Genomic DNA, 21,200 nt, shown 5'->3' on the forward strand with positions numbered 1-21,200 from the left:
TATATGTCCGAACCACTACTCAGCGTCGAAAACCTCAAGACCCAGTTTTTCACCGAAGAAGGAACCGTTCGGGCGGTCGACGGCATCTCCTTTGACGTCCACGAGGGGGAGATCGTCGGACTCGTGGGGGAGTCGGGCGCGGGCAAAAGCGTCGCGACCTCCAGTCTCCTCAGGCTCGTCGAGAGCCCCGGAGAGATCGTCGACGGCGAGGTCACGTTCAAGGGCCGGACGCTGATCGGCTTCGAGGAGGGCCCCGACGGCGAGCTCAGTCCCCGCGATGAGATGCTCTCGAACGAACAGATGCGCAAGGAGATCCGGGGCCGGGAGATCGCGATCATCTTCCAGGACCCAATGGAGTCGTTGAACCCGGTGTTCACCGTCGGCGGGCAGCTTCGCGAGTTCATCGAGCTGAACCGGGATCTCGACAAAAAAGCGGCCAAACAGGAGGCCATCGACATGCTCCGGGAGGTGGGCATTCCCGATCCGGTGGCCCGATACGACGAGTATCCACACCAGTTCTCCGGGGGGATGCGCCAGCGCGTACTGATCGCGATGGCGCTCGCCTGCCAGCCGGACCTGATCATCGCCGACGAGCCGACGACCGCACTCGACGTCACGGTCGAGGGGCAGATCCTGGATCTCGTCGAGGACCTCCAGGAGAAGTACAGCACCGCGTTCATCTGGGTAACCCACGACATGAGCGTCATCGCCGAGATCGCCGACCGCGTGAACGTGATGTATCTCGGCGAGATCATCGAACAGGCGGACGTCGACGAGATGTTCTACGAGACGATGCACCCGTACACGGTGGCGCTTTTGAACTCGATGCCCCGCCCGGACGAGACCGTCGACGAGCTCGACCCCATCAAGGGCGTGATGCCGGAGGCGATCAATCCGCCGTCCGGCTGTCGGTTCCACCCGCGCTGTCCGGAAGCCCGCGAGGTGTGTACGGAGGTGCATCCCGAACCGCGGGACCTCGGAGCGTCGGCCGAGCGTCACAACGTCGCCTGCGTGAAGTACGACGCCTTCGACGTCGGGTACGAGGAGAGCCGACCACTGAACACGGAGGCAACCGGCGGGTTCAGCGCCGGCTTTGCCGGCCGACAGGAGGGCGAGGCCAATGAGTGACGCCGACGCCGGCTTCGACTTCGAGGACGATTCCCTGTCGACGCCCGGCGTCGACAGGGAAGTCGACGAGGGCGAGCCGCTGGTCAGGGTCGAGGGCCTGAAGAAATACTTCAGCGACACCGACAGCCTGTTCGGGAACGTCACCGTCGACGACGAGTTCCCGTACCTCCGACGTGAGGATCGACAGGTGAAAGCCGTCGACGACGTCTCCTTCGACATCAAGAAAGGCGAGACGCTGGGGCTGGTCGGCGAGTCGGGCTGCGGGAAGTCGACGCTCGCCCGGACGGTGTTGCGCCTGTTGAAACCCACGGACGGTAGCGTCTACTTCAAAGGTGAGGACCTGGCGACGCTGTCGGGGGAGCCGCTCCGGACGCGGCGCAAGGAGATGCAGATGATCTTCCAGGACCCCCAGTCGTCGCTCGACCCCCGGATGAAGGTCGGGCCGATCGTCGAGGAGCCGATGAAGGCCCACGGGATGCTCGACGAGGAGGGACGGGAAGCCCGCGCGAGGGAGCTGCTCGAGAAAGTCGGTCTCGATCCCCAGCACTACAACCGCTATCCGCACGCCTTTTCCGGGGGCCAGCGCCAGCGGGTCAACCTCGCGCGGGCGCTGTCGGTGAACCCGGACTTCATCGTCTGTGACGAGCCCGTCTCCGCGCTGGACGTCTCGATCCAGGCGCAGGTGCTCAACACGATGGAGCAGCTCCAGGAGGAGTTCGACCTCACGTACCTGTTCATCGCCCACGACCTTTCTGTCATCCGGTACATATCGGATCGAGTCGCGGTGATGTATCTCGGGAAGCTCGTGGAACTGGCGGACAAAGAGGAGCTGTACGAGAACCCACAACACCCGTACACGAAGGCGCTGCTCGACTCGATTCCGGTGCCGGATCCGCGGTCGGAGGGCAAGCGCGGAGTGTTGAAAGGCGACGTGCCGTCGCCACTGGATCCGCCGTCGGGCTGTCGGTTCCGGACCCGGTGTCCGAAGCTGATCCAGCCCGACGGATTCGACATGTCGGACGGCGAGTGGGAGGACGTCCGGGAGTTCACGCGGGCAGTAGACCGGCGAACCTTCGACGTCACCGACGGCTCCCGGATCCGGGAGGAGTACTTCGAGGACGGCGTGCCGGACGGCGACGCCGGCGGAATCGTCGAGGAGGCGTTCCAGCATCTCTCGGCGGAAGAGTGGGTGGAGGCCGGGACGCTTCTCATCGACTCCTTTGCCGAGCAGAGCATCTGTGCCCGCGAGGAGCCGGCCTACGAGGTCGAAACGGAGTACGGCACGTCGCGTCACTACGCCGCGTGTCACCTCCATCAGGAGGACGGAACGGACGTCAGCGACGAGGTTCTGGGTGGCTCAGCCGAGGAAGATACCGGCGTTGGAATCCTCGGTTCTGACGACTGACGACTTTCGTCGGAAATCGAAGATTTCCGAGCTCGATCCGGCTCACGCCGGATCGAACAGCGTGAATCGAAGATTCACTGGCTCGACGAAGCTCACGCTTCGTCGAACGCCTGAAATCGAAGATTTCCGAGCTCGATCCGGCTCACGCCGGATCGAACAACTCCTCGCCGTCGACCATATGCTCTTCTACGGCGTTCATGTCCAGCGTCACGCCGAGTCCCGGCTCTTCGGGCACCGTGATGGAGCCGCCCTCGATAACCGTCTCCTCGACGAGGTCATCCCACCAGTCGAGCTCGTAACTGTGGAACTCCACGGCAAGCGAGTTCGGCACCGCCGTGGCGACGTGAGCTGCTGCCATCGTCGCCACCGGCGAGGCGACGTTGTGCATCGCCACCGGAACGTAGTACTGGTTTGCGACGTCGGCGATCTTCCGTGTTTCGCGCATCCCGCCGACCTTCGGTAGGTCCGGGGCGACGATGTCGACCGCGCCGTTCTCGATGAGGCGGCGCTCCTCGGTGACCCGATAGCGGTTCTCGCCGACCGCGATCGGCGTGGTCGTCGACTTGGTGACTTCTTCCTGTACCTGAAGGTTCTCCGGCGGGACAGGGTCCTCGAGCCACCAGACGTCGTACTCCTCGATTTCGGCCGCGAGCCGCTTTGCCGACCCGCCCGAGAACGTCCAGTGACAGTCGAACGCGACGTCGGCCCGATCCTTCACCCGCTCGGTAACTTTCTCGACGATCTCTGCCTTGTGGCGGATCTCGCCCGGCCGGAGGTGCCGGTTCGCCCGGTCCTTCTCGAAGCCCGAGGGGACATCGAGGTCGAACTTCAACGCGTCGTAGCCGAGCTCCTCGACGACCCGTTCTGCCTCGTCGGCACACGCCTCGGGGTCTGCCTCCTCCTCTGTGTGGCAGTCGTTGTACACCCGGACCTCGTCGCGATACTTCCCCCCGAGCAGCTGATAGGCCGGAAGCTCGAGGATCTTCCCCGCGAGGTCGTGCAACGCCACCTCGATGCCGGAGATGGCGGTGACGGTGACGCCCTCGACGGATCCCTCCCCGGACATCTTCTGGATCAGGTGCTCGTAGAGCCGATCGATGTCCAGGGGGTTTTCCCCAACGACGAACGGCTTCATCCGTTCGATGAGTTCGGGCACGCCCGCCCCCCAGTACGCCTCGCCAGTCCCGACGATCCCCGCGTCGGTGTACACCCGCACGAGTGTCCACGGGAAGTTGCCGTCCACCATCGTCGTTTGAACGTCCGTGATCTCGACGTCGCGTCCCCCGCCCCGTTCGGCGGTCACATCCATCGTCTCCGCCGAGAGCTCCCGCATCGTGTACTCCGCGTTCGGATCGTGTAGCTCCGCGTAGTCTCTGCTCATGGGGAGTTCATTCACTCGTGAGCGTGTAAACCTTTGGTAACACTCCCCTACCCGTCTAGCGCGGTCAGATAAACGCCCGGGTAACGGCGACGTACTGGATCGCGAACAAGACCGCGTTGTACAGTCCGTGTGCGAGGCCCGGGACAACGATGTTGCCCGTCCGCTCGTACAGGTAGCCGAGGACGATTCCGAGCACGGTAGCGACTACTGCGTACACGAGTTGTTGTCCGATCGTTCCCTGGACGGCCCACACGTGAACGAGGCCGAAAAACGCCGCCGCCAGTACGATCGCGGGCCATGCGGACACCGCCCGCCGGAGCAGCCCTTGCACCACTCCGCGGAACAGTAGCTCCTCGACTGGGCCGACCACGAGGATCGACACCAGGATCATGTACAGGAAGAACTGCGGGTTCTCCCTTCCGATGAGGACCACCTGGTTTTCACCCGCCTCGAGCCCGAACTCCGAAAGAACGAACCCGAAGACGAACTGGACGATCAGCAACACGACGATGCCGACGCCGATCAGTCCCCAGCCGAACCGCGTCGGGAGACGATACGAAATCAGTTCCCGATCGTCGGTGATCGCGACGTAGCCGACGATCCCGACGCCGAATCCCACGAACTGCAACACCGTCAACGCGAGGTGGTAGCCGATCGTCTCCGGTTCGACGATCCCGCCGGAAATCAGGACACCGATCCCCCCGCCCGCGACCGCGACCGCACCCGCGAACGCGGCCAACACGACGGCGACAGCCTGCGTGAGCCGGTAGAGTGCGGGGCCGAACGTCCCGACACCTTCGGACTCGGGCGATTCGCTCATCGGTCAGCCTACGCGTCGGCGTCCCAAAGGAGCGTCGATCAGTTCCCGTCGACGATCAGTTTCCGTCGACGATCAACGTCTCCTTGTCCCGTACCGCCTCGGCTTCCGGGAAGTCCCCGCCACCGAGCAGCCCTCTGGCGGCACGTTTCCCCCACTCGACGGCCGGCTGGACGAACGTGTCCACCGAGGCGAGTTCACCGTGCAACACACAGGCAGCCTCCATTGCGTACAGCAGTTCCCCGAGGGAGCGTTCGTCCACGCGATCGATCTCGATCCGCACGGAGGGACGATCGGCTGCCGCCAGGCTCGCTTCCGTCGCCTCGAACTCTGCGTCGAGTAGCTCCCCCAGCGTCGATCCACCGAGATACGACAACCCTTCGAGATCCGTCTCGGGGATGTCGCGGTCCGGGCGGTCGGTCGGCCGAACGAGCGTCACCAGTTTGTCCCGTGGACCGGCCCGATACAACTGGAGCTGTGAGTGTTGGTCGGTCGCGCCCAGTGCCCGGGCAGGTGTCTGGCCGAGCCCGTCTTTCCCGAGGCTTTCGGCCCACAACTGTGCGAACCACTCTGCGAACGTCTCCAGCGACTCCGCGTACGGCATCACGGCGTTGACGGCGGCGCCCCGCTGGGCGAGCGCGTACGTCACCGCGCCGTAGGCGTAGGCGGGCGTCTCGAACAGCGATCCGGCACCGGCTCGGTCCAACCGGTCGGCGGCCCTCGAGCCGCCCTCCAGGATCGCCTCGAGATCGTGGCCCTGTATCGCTGCACACGCCAGTCCCACCGGCGAGAGCACAGCGAAGCGGCCCGGGACGCCCTCCGGGACCTCGAGGGCGGGCAGATCGTGTTTCTCAGCGAGCTCGCGCAGGTTGCCAGACGGCCCGGTCGTCACGAACGTTCGATCGGTCCAGTCCACCGACGCCCGTTGCATCGCGTCCCTGACGACCAGAAAGTTCGCGAGTGTTTCGGCGGTCGTCCCCGACTTCGAGACGACGTTGAGCACGGTCTCATCGAGCGGCAGCGACGACAGCAGGCGACGGACGTGGACCGGATCCACGTTATCGAGGAAGTAGGCGTCGACCTCGCTTTCCAGCGCAGCCGAAAACGTCGCCGCCCCCAGAGCGCTACCACCGATCCCCACGGTCACGACGGCACTCGGCTGCCCGAACGGAGCCACGGTGTCTTCGATCTCCGTCGGGTCGCACCGCTCGGGGAGGTTCAACGCAGCGAATCCGTGGTCGTCGCTCTCCCGCCCGGCTTGAATTCGCTCGTGGGCGCGTTCGACCCGACGATCGAGCCGTTCCAGGCCGTCCCTGGAGACTCCAGGCGAGGTTTCGAGCGCGTTCCCGATGTCGACGTTCATGGCTCATTCGGTGCGTCGTCGCCACTTAAGTTGTCTCGTCTCCGCTCCGCTCACTCGCGGGACCGGCCGACGAATATAAGGGACCTTATTTGATAAGGAATGTAATAGCCAATCCCCCCGGTGAGTTTATATATTACGTCCGTGCTATGAACGTGCACAATGGCAAACAACGCAACGATGCGGGACGTGAGTCACACGGCGCCGACCGGCGTGTCCGCCGGCGGGGTCTGGGAACGAGGCGGAGAAGCGGCCGACAAAACCGAGTAGACGTTTTTCCCGGACTGTCGGACGGCCACGTGAGATAGCGACTGCGACGGGCGACGTCTGCGACCGAAGGGGGTAGTTTTCTTCGAGTGCTCTTCCCGAATTATAAGTCGACGGCTTCCGACGGGTAGTTCACATGATCGAGGTCGCGGGGTTGCACAAGACGTACGCCGGCTTTCCGGCGGTCGTCGACGCCACTTTCGAAGTCGAACCCGGCGAAGTGTTCGGAATCGTCGGCCCGAACGGCGCGGGAAAGACGACGACGTTGAAGATGCTCGCCGGGCTGGTGGAACCGACTGCGGGGACGGCGACGGTTGCCGGATACGACGCCGCGGATCCGGCGATGCGCAGGCTGCTCGGCTATCTTCCCGAGGAGTCGCCGCTGTACGAGGACATGACGCCCCGCTCGTATCTCCGGTTCTTCGCGGATCTATACGGCGTCGAACGGGGGGTCGCCGACGAACGGATCGCCGATTCGCTCGACCGGCTCGAACTGGAGTACCGGGATCGCCGCATCGGCGACATGTCGAAGGGGATGAAACGGAAGGTGGCGATCACCCGGTCGCTCGTCAACGACCCGGACGTTCTCCTGTACGACGAACCCGCCTCGGGGCTGGATCCGCTCACCACGAACTACGTCCTCGAGTTCACCCGAGATCTCAGGGATCGCGGGAAGACGGTCGTTTTCTCGGCTCACAACCTGTATCACGTCGAGTCGGTGTGTGACCGGGTGGTCATCATGAACGAAGGGGAGATCGTCGCCAGGGGAACCGTCCCCGAGATTCGCGCCGAACACGGAGAGACCCGATATTACGTGTTCACCGACGTGCCGGTCGAGGGGGCCGAACCCGTCGCCGGTGGTGCGGCCGACGGTGCCGAACCGATCGACCGGTGGGAAATCGACCAGGGTACTGCTGGGGAATCGGAACGGACGAACCGACGGTTCCGGGTGGTCTGTGCGGACATGGACGGCGTCGAGTCGGTTCGCGAGCGGGCAGCAGACGCGGGTGGTTCGGTGCTGGACATCAGAACACGGGAGTCCAGCCTCGAGGACGTCTTCCTCGAACTGGCCGATCGATCCGTCGACGGAGAGCGCGCGGGGGCGGCGAAGTGAGCCGGGAGAACGGAGCAGACACCGGCGAGCGAACTGCCGCAGCCGGGAGGGACGGTCCCGGACGCCTCGCTGCAGTCTGCCGGATCGCCCGCTGGGAGCTCTCGACCGCGACGGGAGCGGTGGATCGACGGACCGTCGTGGTCGGCGTTCTGGCGATCCTTCTGGTCGGTGGAGTCGTCGGCGCTGCGGTACTTTCGGGGGTCGGCGGAGTGACCCCGGACGGTGACATCTACCGGGTCGCCGTCGACGAGGACGACCCGTACGCACCGGTTGTCGAGTCCGACGACAGGCTCGCGGTACGCCCGCCGGACGCGACCCTCGGGGTCGAGGCCGATGTCCACGTGGAGAGTCACGTTCCGTCGACCGACGAGGGGGCGGCAGACGACATCGCGGTCGACGGCTGGGTGAGCGTCACCGCCGTCGAGACTGAAAAGGGGGCGGCCGCCGCCCAGACGCTTCGTGCCGCCACCGAGTCGTACAACGACCGCCTGATGGCAGCCGAATCGAACCAGTCTGCGGCGTTCCCGGTCGACGTGACGCTCCGGTATGAACCGCGTGGCGGATTCGAACCTGCAGGCGACGATCCGACCGACGATTCGATCGACGATCCCGACGACGTGGCGACAGACCACGACGCCCTCGAGGGTGACGAGGAGCCGTCCGACGCCGAACGCGAGGGTGACGATCCCACGCTTCCAGCGGGTGACGCCGACGCCGACGACGGGGGGCTCGCAGTGCCCCAGCTCGGCGGCTCCGGCGGACTGTTCGGGGGCTCGACGGCCGGTTCACCCGCCGAAATCACTCCTCCGTTCCCCTTCTCGTCGTTGATCCTCGCGTTCCTGTTTCTGATCCCGATGAACTTCCTCGTCCAGGCGTACGGGAGTTCGATACTCGGCGAACGAGTGAACCGGCGCGGGGAGCTACTGCTGGTCGCGCCCGTAGAGCCGCTTTCCATCGTGGCGGGCAAGACGCTCCCGTATCTCGCCGGCGCGATCGGCGTCACTGCACTCATCGCGCTGTTCGTCGGTGGGGGGATCGTTTCGGTGCTCGCGATCGTCCCCGTCGCGCTCGCGTTCCTGGCTGCGACGTTCCTGGGGGCGCTTTTCGCCAGGTCGTTCAAGGAGCTCACGTTCGTCACCGTCACCGTCTCGGTGTTTTTCACGACGTACGTCTTCGTCCCGGCCATCTTCATCAACGTCACGCCGATCGCGCTGATCTCCCCGCTTTCGCTTGTCGTGCTCGACCTCCAGGGAGAGGCGGTCGGGGTCGGCGAGTACCTGTTCGCGACCGGCCCGCTGTATCTCGTCTCGGCGGTCTGCTTCTGGCTCGGGGCCGGCGTCTACCGCGAGGAGGACCTGTTCTCCCAGAAGCCGCTGCCGGGGAAGGCGCTCGACGCCCTCGCCGTCCGCGTGTCAGGGCCACGGTCGGTGGCCCTCCTGACCGCCGTCTTCATCCCGTTCGTCTTCGTCGCCGAACTGCTCGCGGTGGCGGTGCTTTTCGCGCTTCCCATCGCCGTGTCGATTCCCCTGCTGCTTGTCGTAATCGCGCTGATCGAAGAGGTCGCAAAGAGCGTCCACGTGTACGCCGGCTTCGTCGACGACCGCCTGGAAGTGTCGGTTCCGTCGGCACTCGCGGTCGGGGCGGCCTCGGGGATCGGGTTCTTCCTGGCGGAGAAAGGCACCGTCGTGGTTCAGCTGGTGGGACTCCCCGAGCTCTCACTCGGCCGGGCGGCGTTCGGCCCCGCTGGTGTGGCCGGAACCGGGCAGCTCCCCTGGACGGTCCTGCTCGCGTTACTTCTGGCGCCGCTCGGGTTACACGTCGTCACCGCCGTCATCTCCGCGCTCGGAGCACACCGAAACCGACGGCTGTACGCGGTCGCACTCGCGATCGCGACGCTCGTTCACGCCGGATACAACTTCGGGGTGGTGACCTTCTATGCGTGACCGAGACTCCGGGACGGAGCCCTCGCCACGTCTGCGGATCGCCGGCCGGGAGCTTTCGGTGCTCCGCAGGGAGAAGACGATCGTGCTGGCGCTCGTGATCCAGCTTTTCATCGCGGCGTTCTCCTCGTTTCTGGTCGTCGGGCTGGTGTCGCTGTACGATCCCTCTAGCCTCGACGGCTACGAGGTCGAGGTGGCGGTTTCCGGCGAGACGGTCGACGAGCTCGTCGCCGCCGCCGATCGGGTCGACGGAGTCTCCGCGACGCGATACGACGACTGGGAGACGGCCCGAGGAACCTTCGACGCGGGGGCGGCAGACGCTGCCGTCAGGGGCGAACGCCGGGACGGGAGAATCGAGGTGACCGCCGTCGCCCCCGACGGCAGCGTCGAGTCGACGGTGGTCGTCGCCCAGCTGCAGCAGGCGCTTCGCGCGCTCGAACGCGACGAACGCGGGCGAAACGCCGCGTGGCTCGACAGCCGGCCGCTTCCGCTTCCGGAGCGACCGGGCGGCAGTCCATACTACGGGTTCACCTACACGGTGCTGGTGCCGATCCTGCTGTTCCTGCCGGTGTTTATCAGCGGCTCGCTGATCGTCGACTCAGTCACCGAGGAACTCGATCGGGGGACGCTCGAACTGCTTCGAGTCGCGCCGGTGACGACCGCAGAGATCGTCGACGGCAAGAGCCTCGCCGCCGTCGGGCTCGCGCCTGCACAGGCGGCGCTGTGGCTCCTGCTGCTCTGGCTGAACGGGGTTCCGGTCGCCAATCCCGGCACGCTTTTGCTCCTCGTTGCGGCGTTTGCGACGGCGGTGGTGACGATGGGGATCGCGATCGCGACCCTCGCGCCGCGTCGACGGGACGCACAGTTCCTCTACTCTGTTGGGGTCCTCGCGCTGTTTGCGGGGTCGACGCTGCTTCCCGGCAATCCGATCAACGCCGCCGCTCTGCTCGCGGTCGGCAGCGCGACGGCGACCACGACCGCTACAGTCGTTGTCTACGCGACCCTCGCGGCGGCGGGCTATCTCGCGGTGCGAACAGCGATCGCCCGGCACGGCTTCGAGTGATCGAACGTGCCGATCAATTCGCCTCGAACGCGCCGAGACTCGACTGTCGTTCCCGACGACTCCGTTCTGGGACGACCTCGTGACCCACCAGGTCGCGGAGATCGACGGCGTAGGTCGACGCCCCGCGGTCCAGCACGAGTAGCCGCCCTTTCGTCCCCCGGACGGTTCCCGTGAGCATCGTCTCGGCGACCGGACGTCGGTCGAGTTCCAGGCCGTAGTCGAACGCGAACGTCTCGTGGGGGTCGAACGCCGAACAGAGTTGGTTCCACGCCCCCAGGTCGACGTCGCGTCCCAGCCCCCGTCGCTTTCGAGCGACGCGGACGCTGTCGGTCACCGGAACCGGGAGATCGTCCCTGGCAGCGATCTCGGCTTCGATCTCTCGGGCGATCCGGCCGTCGGATACGGTCCGGACGTGAGCCGCCTGGTCGGCTCCCTGCTCTCGCAGGCGGGTCTCCAGCCGCCACAGGCGGGTGACCCCTACCTTGAACCGGTCGGGCGCGAACGCCGCCAGGTAGACCGCGTGCTCCTCGTGGCAGTCCATCTCGTCTTTCAGACACGTCCCGGTACACCGCGCACACACCCAGGTGTCGGCGTGGTCGCGACAGTAGGGCGCCTCCTCGGCGTCACAGGCGAGGTGCTCGCCGTCGTGAACGGTCCCAGCACACCGCCTGGCGCCCAGCGTGTACGACAGTTCCGCCCCCGGGGCGATCGAGTCGAACTCGACCTCGCTGCCGTCGCCGTCGCTGAAAAGCAGTCCGGCACCCCCTTCTCCCGCGTCCGTCGCGTAGCCGACGATCTGCACGCGATCGGGTTAGCAACGCCCGAATAAAAACGACGCGACGCAGAGTCGACGTGGGGCCCGAATCGTCGTCCGATCTAGCCGTCGTAGCCTTGCGCTTCGAGTGCTTCCTCCAGGGCAGCCAGTAGGAACTCGACGTTCCGTCGCTTCGCGGAGTACCCCATGCAGCCGATCCGCCAGATGTCGCCCTCGAGGGCACCCAGCCCGGACGCGATCTCGAGGTCGTGTTCCTCCAGAAGGTAGTCGATGACAGCGCCGTCGTCGACGCCGTCGGGCACCTCGACGGCGTTGAGGCTCGGGAGCCAGTACTCCTCTTCGGCGTGGAGCTCGAGGCCGAGATCTTCGAGGCCCGACTTGAGTACGCCGGCGATCTCGCGGTGACGCTCCCAGCGGTTCTCGATACCCTCCTCGGCGACGAGCCGGAGCGCTTCCCGGATGGAGTAGACGTTCGTGATCGGGGCGGTGTGGTGGTAGGCGCGCTCTTCGCCCCAGTAACCCTCCAGAAGCGAGAGGTCGAGATACCACGACCGGGAGGGTTCCTCGCGGCCGAGCACTTTCTCCATCGCCCGGTCGTTGAGCGTGAGCGGGCTCGCACCAGGCGGACACGAGAGACACTTCTGAGGCCCCGAGTACGCCACGTCGACGTCCCACTCGTCGACCCGGAGCTCGACGCCGCCAAGCGAGGTGACGGTGTCGGCGATCACGTACGCGTCGTGTTCGTGGGCGATGCTGGTGAGCTCCGGGACGTCGGGCTGGAGCACGCCGGTGCTGGTTTCGGCGTGGACGAACCCGAACACGTCCGGCTGGTGGGCGTCGAACGCCGCAGCGACGTCGTCGGGATCGAGCGGCTCGCCCCACGGGGCGTCGACCTCGACGACCTCCCCGCCGGCCCGTCGGGCCATCTCCGCCATCCGCCCCCCGAAGTAGCCGTTCGTCGGGACCAGAACCGTGTCGCCCGGCTCGACCATGTTTCCGATCGCCGTCTCCATCGACGCCGAACCCGTCCCGGACACCGGAATCGTCCACTGGTTGTCCGTCCGGAAGGTGTACCGGAGTAACTCCTGTACCTCGTTCATCATCTCGACGAACGAGGGATCGAGATGACCCACAAGCGGCGTACTCATCGCCCGCAGCACCCGCGGATGGACGTCGCTGGGACCCGGTCCCATCAGCGTCCGGTCCGGCGGGAGGAGCTCCCCGACCTCGGGCGGATCGTCGGACGCCCGGACCGCGTTCCCCGCTCTCTCGCGAGTCTCTGGACTAGTGGTGGCTTGGTCCATATTCGCATGATCACGAACGACGGGTATAAAATCGACGATCACCGCCGCCGGTTGCCGGCGGTCGGTTTCGGGCGGCAAACAGAAGGGCTCGTCAGTTTCCGACGTCCATCGCCCGTTCGACGACTCCCTCGCCGTACATCTCTGCGAGTTCTTCGTGCTGGTCGGGACGGCTCTCGTAGACGTCCTGGAACAGGCTGATCGGGACCATCAACGCCTGGTAGGTCGCCTCGTCCCACATCCGGTCACGTTCGACGTCGATTTCCACCCCGTCGATCCGCAGCGTCGCCGCCTGGGTCATCGCGATCGCGCCCCGGCCGGCCTCCTTGGCCGCCTCGAACTCCTCCATGGAGTCGACGATGTCGCCCATGCTCGGGACGTACGACACCAGGTCCAGCAACTCCTCGCGGACGCCCTCGGCGTCGAGTTCGAGCTGGTCGGTTCCGACGGTGAGCACGTAGCCGTCGTCGGCCTCCTCGAGTTCGATCCGATCGCCACGGTACACCTGAACACCCTCCTCGTCTTCCAGCTTCACTTCTCGATCGCCGGCTTCGATCAGCCAGTAGCCCTTCTCGGGGGGGAGCGGTCCCTTGTTCGCCTCGACGACCTGCGTAGGCGTGAGCGACCAGATGCCGAGCAGCCCCTTCGACTGGTTGTCGGTCATGCGCGCGTGGTAGCCCTCGATGTCACGGATGTCGTCGTACGGACCGTCGACCGAGATGAGCCCCGCCGCGCTCGCCGCGCTCGCGGTGTTGTGCCGAATCTCGTCCCAGGACGGCAGCGAGCCCGTCGGCGTGATCGCACGCATGTCCTTCGTGTAGTCGACCTCACCGATGACCAGCATGAACAGTCGCTGTAAATTGTTCGTTGGCTTGCCCATCTCGTCGCGGAGTTTCGTCATCGCCTGTTCTGCCGCCCCGCTTTCGACGATCACCGACATCGCGAGGCTCCCCTCCTCGAGCCCGTACTCGTGTTCGAGGATCGTGAAGAACTCGTCGGCCTTCTTCCAGTCGTCGATGTCGCCGACTTCCGGGATCACGAAGCCGTCGAGGTGATCGATCGCACCCTTCTCGGGGTCGGCGATCGTCAACATCTGCTGGAACCCCTCGTAACGCGTTTCGGGGTCGTCGCGGTGCCAGACCACCCGAGGGTGGATCTCGCCCGGGAACTCTGCGCCCCCCTCGGCGACGACTTCGGCGATGTTTTCGGCCCCCTCCCCGCGCATGGACGGGGCCGTGGCGTCTTCGTTGTCTGGCACCCACACGTCCGGGGCCTGCATTCCGCGCAGTCCGATCGCACCGCGCAGCTTTTTGGCGGAGTCTTCCTGTCCCTGTTCTGCGGTCGGGGTCGTGAAGAACGTCCGGACGAACGCCCGGTCGTGCAAACGTCTGTCGACTCTCATATATCCGATTAGCCGGTCCAACACCCCAGCGTTTCCCCTTCCGGTAGTGTTTGCGACGGTAACAGTTCACACTGTTTGCTCCGGGGGCGATGGTCTCCCGAGGTTCCCGCGCCGCGGAGGAAACGCCTATGTCGAACCGCTCGATGACCCGCCCGCTTTAAAACTCCGAACAGTTTCGCGTCCGTCGCCGGGGCTATTTTCATTTCGCTGGAACGCCCAGTGGGTATTTGCGGTCTGGTACACATAGACAGGACAGAATGTCCCGCCCCGGCCCCGAGGAACTGACCGACGCCGATCGGCGCGTGCTGAGCTTCCTGCACACCAACGGCGCGGAGTTTCCCGCGCTCATCGCGAGCAACACGGGGCTGTACGTGACACTCGCAGAGCGTCGCTGTGCCTTCCTCGAGGAGGCCGGCTACATCGAATCCGTCGACGAGGCCACGGTGTATCGACTGACGGAGCACGGCATCGACTATCTCGAGTCGAAGGGCGAAGGGTGGGACCGAACGTTCCCGGGAGCGGACAGTAACCGCGCCTCGGACTGACTGCTCCGCTTTCTGCCGAAGCTTCCGGGTGCGAGCAGCCGGCCCAGTCGTCGCTGGAACGTTGCCTACTCGTGACCGCTGACCGGCACCGGTTCGTATGGCTCTTCCAGATACTCAACGTCGCTTTTGCGCAGGTCGATCTCCAGCGCCTCGACGGCGTCCTCCAGGTGCTCGATCGACGTCGTCCCGACGATCGGCGCGTCGACGACGTCCTTGCTGAACAGCCACGCCAGCGCGATCTGGGCCATCTTCACGCCGTTCTCCGCGGCGAGTTCTTCGACCCGTTCGTTGATCTCCCGGCCGCCGCCCTCCCGGTACGGGTGTTCGTACAGGTGCTCTTCGGCCTCCCCGCGCCGGGTCGCGTCGATCTCTTCGTGGGGTCGGGCCAGATATCCACGGGCGAGCGGTGACCAGGGGATCACGCCGATCCCCTCCCGCTCACACAGTGGCAGCATCTCGCGTTCCTCCTCGCGGTACACGAGGTTGTAGTGGTTCTGCATCGTGACGAACCGGTCGAGCCCGAACTGATCACTCGCGTGGAGGTACTCTGCGAACTCGTGGGCCCACATCGAGGAGGCACCCAGATACCGGACCTTCCCGCGACGAACCGCGTCGTCCAGCGCTCGGAGCGTCTCCGCCGGCGGCGTGTCCTGGTCCCGCCGGTGGATCTGGTAGAGGTCGACCGTCTCCATACCGAGGCGGTCCAGCGACGCCTCGAGTTCCTGCTCGATCGCCTTCCGGGAAAGGCCTCCCGAGTTCGGGTCGTCATCGTCCATCTGGAAGTAGCCCTTCGTCGCCACGACCGCTTCCTCGCGGTGCCCCTCCAGGGCCTTCCCGAGCACGCGCTCGGATTCGCCCTTGGAGTACATGTTCGCGGTGTCGAAGAAGTTGACACCCAACTCGAGTGCGCGCTCGACCAGTTCGATTCCCTCCTCTTCGTCGAGGACCCACTCGCGCCAGTTGGGGTCGCCGAAGCTCATACAGCCGAGACAGATCTTCGAGACGGTCATTCCGGTGTCTCCCAGCGTCGTGTACTCCATGGGCCTACAACCGTCCGGCTACTCAAAAAGCTGCCTCGAATCCGGCCCGACACCTGCCGATCTTTTAAGGGCTCGCCGGGGGTGTCGAAACCATGGATAGCCGTGACACACCGATTGGAAACCGGTCGATCTCGCTCTCCCGACGCGACCTCGTCTCGGCAATCCTCGCCGGCGGCCTCGCGGGCGGCGTCCTCTCGCCGGTGTCGGGATATCTCCGTGGCTTCGCTCCGCTGTCGGGCACCGTCTGGGGAGCCGCGGGCGACGATCGGATCCGGAGCCTGTCGTCGCCGTACGGGGCGGCGACGGTCCGGTTCGACGAGGAAGGAGTTCCTCACGTCGACGCCGGCTCGGAACCGGCCGCCTACTACGCTGTCGGGTACACGCAGGCCGCCGATCGGCTGTTCCAGTTGGACCTCCAGCGGCGGGTGATGCGCGGCCGACTGTCGGAGGTCGTCGGTCCCGACACGCTCGAATCCGACAAGTTCAACGTCCGGATGGGATACCTCGACGCGGCGCGGGCCAACTGGACACGACTTCGGGACGAGCCCGTCGGCGAGGCAGTCGCCGCCTTCGCCGACGGCGTCAACGCCCGGATCGACGACGGTCCGCTCCCGATGGAGTTCGGACTGCTGGATTACGAACCGGATCCGTGGACGCCAGTCGACACGATGCTGATGGAAAAGCAGATTTCCTGGGGGCTTACGGGCTCGTTCAGGACACTCCGGCTGGCGCTGCTCGAAGACCAGTTCGGTCCCGACGTCGTCGAAGAGCTGTACCCGTCTCGGATCCCCCACGACGCGCCGATCCTGCGGGCGGAGGGCGGTTCGTCTCCGGGCCGGACTGTCGTCTCCCGGAGCGCCGATGCAACTACCGTCGGGCGCTCCAGTGGTGCCCTCTCGGGACTCTCGATCGGGGAAGTCTCCCGTCTCTCGCGGTTCGAGTCGCCACCCGGAGTCGGCTCCAACTCCTGGGTCGTCTCCGGCGACCACACCGACTCGGGTCAGCCGATCGTCGCGAACGATCCCCACCTCGATCTGTCGGTGCCACCGCTGTGGTACGAACAGCACGTCGAAACGCCCGACGCGAGTGTTCGTGGCGTAACGTTCCCCGGGGTCCCGTTCGTGATCATCGGCGCCAACCACGCCGGGGCGTGGGGATTTACCAACGCCGGCGCTGACGTCATCGACTTTTATACGTACGAGGTCGACGACGACGGCGACCGGTACCGCTACCGCGGGGTGTGGCGGGAGTTCGACCGGAAGAGACGGCAGATTCCGGTCGACGGCGACCAGGACCGGACGATCGAAGTGAAGCGAACCGTTCACGGACCCATGATCGACCGCGAGGGGCGATCTGTCGCAGTCGCCTGGACGGGCCTGGCCGCGACCCGGACGACCATGGCCGTCTTCGAGTACGCCCGAAGCGACGGGCTCGAGGAGTTCCTCGAGGCCACTCGACGGTTCGATCTCCCGACGCAGTGTCTCGTCTACGCCGATCGGGACGGTCGGACCCTCTTTCAGGTCACCGGGAAGGTTCCGATCCGCCGGACAGACGGCGAACCGGTCCGGGGTGACCGGGTGTTCGACGGCTCCGCCGGCGAGGGCGAGTGGGACGGCTTCGAGCCGTACGGCCAGCCGACGTGGGACGGGTTCGTCCCTTTCGAGGAGATGCCCGCCGAGATCGATCCGCCCTACCTCGGCACCGCAAACCAGCGGGTGATCGACGACGACCGGTATCCCCACTACTTCGCGGCGTCGTACGCCGACGGCTACCGCGGCCGCCGCGTGTGGGACCTACTGGACGAACGCGTCGAGGGGGGTCCACCCGTGGACCGCGAGTTCCTCCGATCGATGCAGTTGGACGTCCGGGACTACCGGTTCGATGACGCCGACTTCCTGGTGCCGGCGCTGACCGACGCCGAAGCGCCGGACCGACTGGAAAACGTCGGGGAGACGCTGTTCGAGTGGGACGGGCGGATGGACCGCGACTCGCGGGGGGCACTGTTGTTCGCGGCGTGGGTCGACGCCTACCGCGAAGTCGTCTTCGAGCCCCTGTTTTCCGACCTGGACCTCGGGGAAGCGTACTACCCGGGCGACTGGACTCTTTTGAACGCCGGGCCGGAATCGACGCTCTTCGAGGAGCGGGAACGGGCGGAACTCGCCAGGGAGGCGATGGAGCGCGCCCTCGAGGGGATCGACGGCGACAGTCCCCGGTTCGAGGGTGCCGACCGCTACGGCGACGCGACCCACACGGGAGTCCTGGAGCATCCGTTCGGCGTCGGCGCGCTCGGCTACCCCCGCTACGAGACGGACGGCTCGCCGCGGACCCTGATGAACTTCAGGCCCGCGCGGCCGGCCGGCAGCAGCTGGCGGATGCTCTGTGAGCCGGGCGGTGACTGCGAGGCGATCCTCCCGGGCGGCAATTCGGGGAACTACTTTTCGCCCCACTACGACGACCAGCTCCGCCGGTGGGCCGACGGGGAGTACAAGTCGATGGATCGGGAGCTGCAGGGGGACCTGCGGTTCCGGTTTACAAAAGACGGCGGCGGGGGTGACGACGAATGACTCAACGCGAGCGGCGGATCCTGCGCTGGCTGCTGTGGATCGGGGCGGCAGTCGCCGGCGTCGGGCTCGCGAGCGTCCACTGGGTCGGAATCGTGATCGGCGGGGCGTTCGTCGGACTGCTCGCGAGGACGGTTCCGCGGGGGGTGCTGGCGGGTGCGACGTTCGGGGTGATCGTCTGGCTGGTCTCCGTCGTGACGGTGGCCCTCGACGGGGCGTCGGGGCCCTTCATCGCGACCGGAGCGTTCGTTGTACTCAGCGCCGCGATCGCGGTGGGGTTGGGGGCGTTCGGCGGGCTGGCCCGTGGACTACGCTGACGGGTACGGAAGCTCGGGCCGTCGCTTCCTCGTCGCGCGTCGGTACGGAAAAATCAGGATGCGGCCTGGCCCGCCTTCTTGCGGGTGATGTAGCCGGCGATCCGGTTGCGGACGCCCTTCGACTCGACGTTGGTGAGCTGGTCGACGCTGTCTTTGTTCGTCTCGAAGTCGGTGTTGAAGGCGTTCGGATACGTCTCGAGCAGTCGATTCCCGAGCTGTTTGATGTACTTGGGTTTGATGGCCATGTCCCAGGATACCCGGGAGAACCACTAAAAGCGTTCGTTCCACGACGGACAGCAGATCTCGTGGACCGCAGCGTCGACGAGGTTCGACACCGGATCAGTAGAACGGCAGGTTCTCCCGGTCGGCAGGTTTGGCGACGACCTCGAGCACGCGCAAGTCGTAGAAATCTCGGCTGTTCGCAGAACGGATCAAAAAGATCGTATCGGCCCCGCTGCCGGTGCCGGCGATCGAGAGCACGGGACGGTCGACGTTGACGAGCCCGGCATCACACGCCATGAGAACACATTCGACGGCAACCTTGCTCCCCTGTCCGAAGAGCCGGAGCACGTTCGCGATGACACTCTGTACCGCGTGGCCGTCCCGTTTTGCGACTGGGGCGCCGACGTTGCTGAAGACCATTGGGCCGACAAATATCTCTCCCCCGGCCGATTCGATCGCTTCCACGTGCTCGTCGTGGAGTTCCTGTTCGTTCGGCTCGCGGTAGCCAGTCGAATGCCCCACGACCGCGAGGTTCCGATCGGCCGCGTCGAACACGTCCGCGGCCATCGCTCCCGTTTCGCCCGTCGTCGAGGCGACGACGACGTCGTCGATTCCGTGTTCGACGGCGTACTCCTTGGCCGCCTCGAGGACCTGTTCGGTCCCCATGTCGTCAGTACGTATCATCGAGTTTAAACAACAACTGCAGGAGAGGTAATAATACCGATCGTCGGCGCACATTCCGAAGAACTCGATCGTCGACTCAGTTCTCGAAAAACTCCGCAGCCGCCCCGCGAAGCCGATCCGAGACCGCGGGCACCTCGCGGTCGTCGACGGGACCGTCGCGTTCGATCTCCGCGATCGACTTCGGAAACGTCCGCAACTCCTTGTGGATCGCGATCCCCGCGTTCGCCCCCTCGCCCATCGCGACCGGAACCTGGTTGTGGCCGGGCGTGACGTCCCCGACCGCGTAGACGCCGTCGACGCTGGTCCGGCCGTGGTCGTCGACGGCCACCGCGCCGTCGTCGGTCCGGTCGAGGCCGAGCTGGTCGAGGAGCTCGTTCCGGTAGTTCGAACCGTACATCGGGAACCCGCCCCTGTATTCGCGGAACGTCCCGTCTTCGAACTCGAACCCCGCGAGCCAGCCGTCCTCGCGCTTCTCGAGTCCGACCACGTCCTCCCGGATCACGTCGACTGGATGCGCCTCGAGCTGCCTGTCGGTCTCTTCGCTCCACTCGGGATCGTCGCCGCGGGTGAGCAGGTCGACCTCGTCGGTGTAGTTGAGCATGATCATCGCGACGTGGGCGGCCGCCTCGCCGGTTCCCATCACGTACACCGGCTCGTCGACGAACATGTACGCGTCACAGTGCAGACAGTAGTGTAGCCCTCGGCCGGTTCTGGGAAGCGGCGGCTCCGGACGTTCGTCGCTGAATCCCACGGCGATCACCACCCGATCGGCCGTGTAGGTCACGTTGCCGGTTTCGAGCCGGAACCCGCCGTTATCGGGTTCGATCGACTCGACGTACTTCCGGTGATAGTCGGCGCCGTACTCCTGAATCTGCTCGCGTGCCGTCGCCAGGAGCTCGTTGCCGGACGTCTCCTCGGGAACGCCGATCACATTGTGCGTCTCGAGCATCATCGCCGCGCGACCGCCACCGCGGTCGAGCACGACAGTGTCGTGACCCAGCCGGGTCGTGTACAGCGCGGTCGACAGTCCCGCCGGGCCGCCCCCGACGACAGCGACCTCGTACTGCTCGTCGACGTCGTGTTCCTCGCGACCGTCCGTCCGATCGCTGACTCCATCGCCCTCCGTCGGTTCCATAGGTCAGTTAGTCGTCGGAGGGGGATAATTCCACAGATTCGCCCGCGTCGGTCCGTTGTCGCCGTCACTCCGGTCGGACGACCCCGTAGCAGTTGCCACTGGAGAGTTCGAACGACACAATCCGGAGCGGGCTCGCCTCGAGGTCGGCGCGGAACTCCTCGGGATCGTAGATGTGATAGAACCGCGGCACCGTCTCGCCGTCGGGTAGCGTCCAGTCGACGGTGGTGTCGAACCCCGTTTCTCGGTCGAACCGGTCGTGGGAAGTGCTCCAGGCGCTCACGAGCGCGGTTCCGTCCCCCGAAAGCACTCGAGCGAGCTCCGCGAGGCTACGGATCCGCCGATCGCGTGGCGACAGGTGATGCAGCGTTGCGACGTACACGCCGACGTCGACGGTCCCGTCGGCGATCGGAAGGCGCCCGGCGTCGCCCTGGAGGAACGTCGACGCCCCGTCGAATCCCCGGTCGGTCGCCCGCTCGTGCGCCTCCTCGAGCAGCCCCCGACTCACGTCGATCCCCACCGCGAGATCGACGTAGTCGGCGAGCGGTTCGGTGTGTCGTCCGTTTCCACAGCCGACGTCGAGTCCGATCTTCCGACCGGTGTCGTCCGCCGAGCCGACCCCGCCGGTTTCTCCGCCGGCGTGTTCCTCCAGAAACGCCGTTACCTCCGGCCACGGATACTCCCGGGTCGACGAGAAGTGCGAGGCGATCCGATCGTACGTCTCCTGCAGCGAGCGCTCGGACATC

General features: G+C 65.9%; 19 protein-coding genes. 8 read left to right on the top strand and 11 right to left on the bottom strand.

Features of this window, described 5'->3' with window-relative positions; all coding sequences use genetic code 11:
* Positions 1 to 3 precede the first annotated feature (3 nt).
* Together RH858_RS06820 and RH858_RS06825 are read left to right on the top strand one after the other, a co-directional pair.
* The gene (locus RH858_RS06820) at positions 4 to 1,128 is read left to right on the top strand and encodes an ABC transporter ATP-binding protein (RefSeq protein WP_259535352.1); all 1,125 of its coding nucleotides are present in this window, start codon (positions 4 to 6) and stop codon (positions 1,126 to 1,128) included.
* On the top strand, positions 1,121 to 2,533 hold the full coding sequence (locus RH858_RS06825) for an ABC transporter ATP-binding protein (RefSeq protein WP_259535353.1): 1,413 nt from the start codon (positions 1,121 to 1,123) through the stop codon (positions 2,531 to 2,533). The genes RH858_RS06820 and RH858_RS06825 overlap by 8 nt, the downstream gene beginning before the upstream one ends.
* Positions 2,534 to 2,675: 142 nt before the next feature.
* On the opposite strand, the gene RH858_RS06830 is transcribed toward RH858_RS06825, so the two are convergent.
* From RH858_RS06830 to RH858_RS06840, 3 genes are all read right to left on the bottom strand, one after another.
* Positions 2,676 to 3,914, bottom strand: a complete 1,239-nt coding sequence (locus RH858_RS06830; RefSeq protein ID WP_259535354.1) for a mandelate racemase/muconate lactonizing enzyme family protein — start codon at positions 3,912 to 3,914, stop codon at positions 2,676 to 2,678.
* Positions 3,915 to 3,978: 64 nt separating this feature from the next.
* The gene (locus tag RH858_RS06835) at positions 3,979 to 4,734 is read right to left on the bottom strand and encodes a CPBP family intramembrane glutamic endopeptidase (RefSeq protein ID WP_310561417.1); all 756 of its coding nucleotides are present in this window, start codon (positions 4,732 to 4,734) and stop codon (positions 3,979 to 3,981) included.
* 55 nt (positions 4,735 to 4,789) lie between these two features.
* Entirely contained in the window at positions 4,790 to 6,094 is a 1,305-nt protein-coding gene (locus RH858_RS06840; protein WP_259535356.1) for a glucose-6-phosphate isomerase, read from the bottom strand.
* Positions 6,095 to 6,494: 400 nt separating this feature from the next.
* Between RH858_RS06840 and RH858_RS06845 the strand changes: the two genes are divergently transcribed.
* From RH858_RS06845 to RH858_RS06855, 3 genes are all read left to right on the top strand, one after another.
* Entirely contained in the window at positions 6,495 to 7,472 is a 978-nt protein-coding gene (locus RH858_RS06845; RefSeq protein ID WP_310561418.1) for an ABC transporter ATP-binding protein, read from the top strand.
* Between the two features lie 83 nt (positions 7,473 to 7,555).
* Positions 7,556 to 9,415, top strand: a complete 1,860-nt coding sequence (locus RH858_RS06850) for a PrsW family intramembrane metalloprotease (RefSeq protein WP_310561484.1) — start codon at positions 7,556 to 7,558, stop codon at positions 9,413 to 9,415.
* Positions 9,408 to 10,475, top strand: coding sequence for an ABC transporter permease (locus RH858_RS06855; protein WP_259535358.1), 1,068 nt, complete (start codon positions 9,408 to 9,410; stop codon positions 10,473 to 10,475). Before RH858_RS06850 ends, RH858_RS06855 begins: the two co-directional genes overlap by 8 nt.
* A 13-nt stretch (positions 10,476 to 10,488) precedes the next feature.
* Here the strand turns inward: RH858_RS06855 and RH858_RS06860 are convergent, their stop codons facing one another.
* The 3 genes from RH858_RS06860 to aceB form a co-directional block, all read right to left on the bottom strand.
* Positions 10,489 to 11,277, bottom strand: coding sequence for a DUF2797 domain-containing protein (locus RH858_RS06860; protein ID WP_259535359.1), 789 nt, complete (start codon positions 11,275 to 11,277; stop codon positions 10,489 to 10,491).
* A 74-nt stretch (positions 11,278 to 11,351) separates the two neighbouring features.
* Positions 11,352 to 12,443: an alanine--glyoxylate aminotransferase family protein gene (locus RH858_RS06865; RefSeq protein ID WP_259536529.1), complete on the bottom strand. Its 1,092-nt coding sequence runs from the start codon at positions 12,441 to 12,443 to the stop codon at positions 11,352 to 11,354.
* A gap of 202 nt (positions 12,444 to 12,645) precedes the next feature.
* Positions 12,646 to 13,953, bottom strand: a complete 1,308-nt coding sequence (gene aceB / locus RH858_RS06870; protein WP_259535360.1) for a malate synthase AceB — start codon at positions 13,951 to 13,953, stop codon at positions 12,646 to 12,648.
* A 257-nt stretch (positions 13,954 to 14,210) separates the two neighbouring features.
* On the opposite strand from aceB, the gene RH858_RS06875 reads away from it, so the two are divergent.
* Entirely contained in the window at positions 14,211 to 14,498 is a 288-nt protein-coding gene (locus RH858_RS06875) for a DUF2250 domain-containing protein (RefSeq protein ID WP_259535361.1), read from the top strand.
* Positions 14,499 to 14,563: 65 nt separating this feature from the next.
* On the opposite strand, the gene RH858_RS06880 is transcribed toward RH858_RS06875, so the two are convergent.
* Positions 14,564 to 15,538: an aldo/keto reductase gene (locus tag RH858_RS06880; protein WP_310561419.1), complete on the bottom strand. Its 975-nt coding sequence runs from the start codon at positions 15,536 to 15,538 to the stop codon at positions 14,564 to 14,566.
* Positions 15,539 to 15,630: 92 nt separating this feature from the next.
* On the opposite strand from RH858_RS06880, the gene RH858_RS06885 reads away from it, so the two are divergent.
* Together RH858_RS06885 and RH858_RS06890 are read left to right on the top strand one after the other, a co-directional pair.
* Positions 15,631 to 18,102 (top strand): penicillin acylase family protein, encoded by a 2,472-nt coding sequence (locus RH858_RS06885; protein ID WP_310561420.1) that lies wholly within the window; start codon positions 15,631 to 15,633, stop codon positions 18,100 to 18,102.
* A complete protein-coding gene (locus RH858_RS06890) occupies positions 18,099 to 18,416 on the top strand; it encodes a hypothetical protein (protein ID WP_310561421.1) in 318 nt (105 codons plus the stop codon). The genes RH858_RS06885 and RH858_RS06890 overlap by 4 nt, the downstream gene beginning before the upstream one ends.
* A gap of 53 nt (positions 18,417 to 18,469) precedes the next feature.
* On the opposite strand, the gene RH858_RS06895 is transcribed toward RH858_RS06890, so the two are convergent.
* The 4 genes from RH858_RS06895 to RH858_RS06910 form a co-directional block, all read right to left on the bottom strand.
* Complete coding sequence (locus RH858_RS06895; RefSeq protein ID WP_259535365.1) at positions 18,470 to 18,661, bottom strand: 30S ribosomal protein S17e; 192 nt, start codon at positions 18,659 to 18,661, stop codon at positions 18,470 to 18,472.
* A gap of 94 nt (positions 18,662 to 18,755) precedes the next feature.
* Positions 18,756 to 19,322: a pyruvate kinase alpha/beta domain-containing protein gene (locus tag RH858_RS06900; protein ID WP_310561422.1), complete on the bottom strand. Its 567-nt coding sequence runs from the start codon at positions 19,320 to 19,322 to the stop codon at positions 18,756 to 18,758.
* A 76-nt stretch (positions 19,323 to 19,398) separates the two neighbouring features.
* Complete coding sequence (locus RH858_RS06905) at positions 19,399 to 20,457, bottom strand: NAD(P)/FAD-dependent oxidoreductase (RefSeq protein WP_259535367.1); 1,059 nt, start codon at positions 20,455 to 20,457, stop codon at positions 19,399 to 19,401.
* Between the two features lie 64 nt (positions 20,458 to 20,521).
* On the bottom strand, positions 20,522 to 21,199 hold the full coding sequence (locus RH858_RS06910) for a class I SAM-dependent methyltransferase (protein WP_259535368.1): 678 nt from the start codon (positions 21,197 to 21,199) through the stop codon (positions 20,522 to 20,524).
* Position 21,200: the final 1 nt, after the last annotated feature.

Origin of the sequence: Halalkaliarchaeum sp. AArc-GB (assembly GCF_031432225.1) — an archaeon.
GTDB lineage: Archaea > Halobacteriota > Halobacteria > Halobacteriales > Haloferacaceae > Halalkaliarchaeum.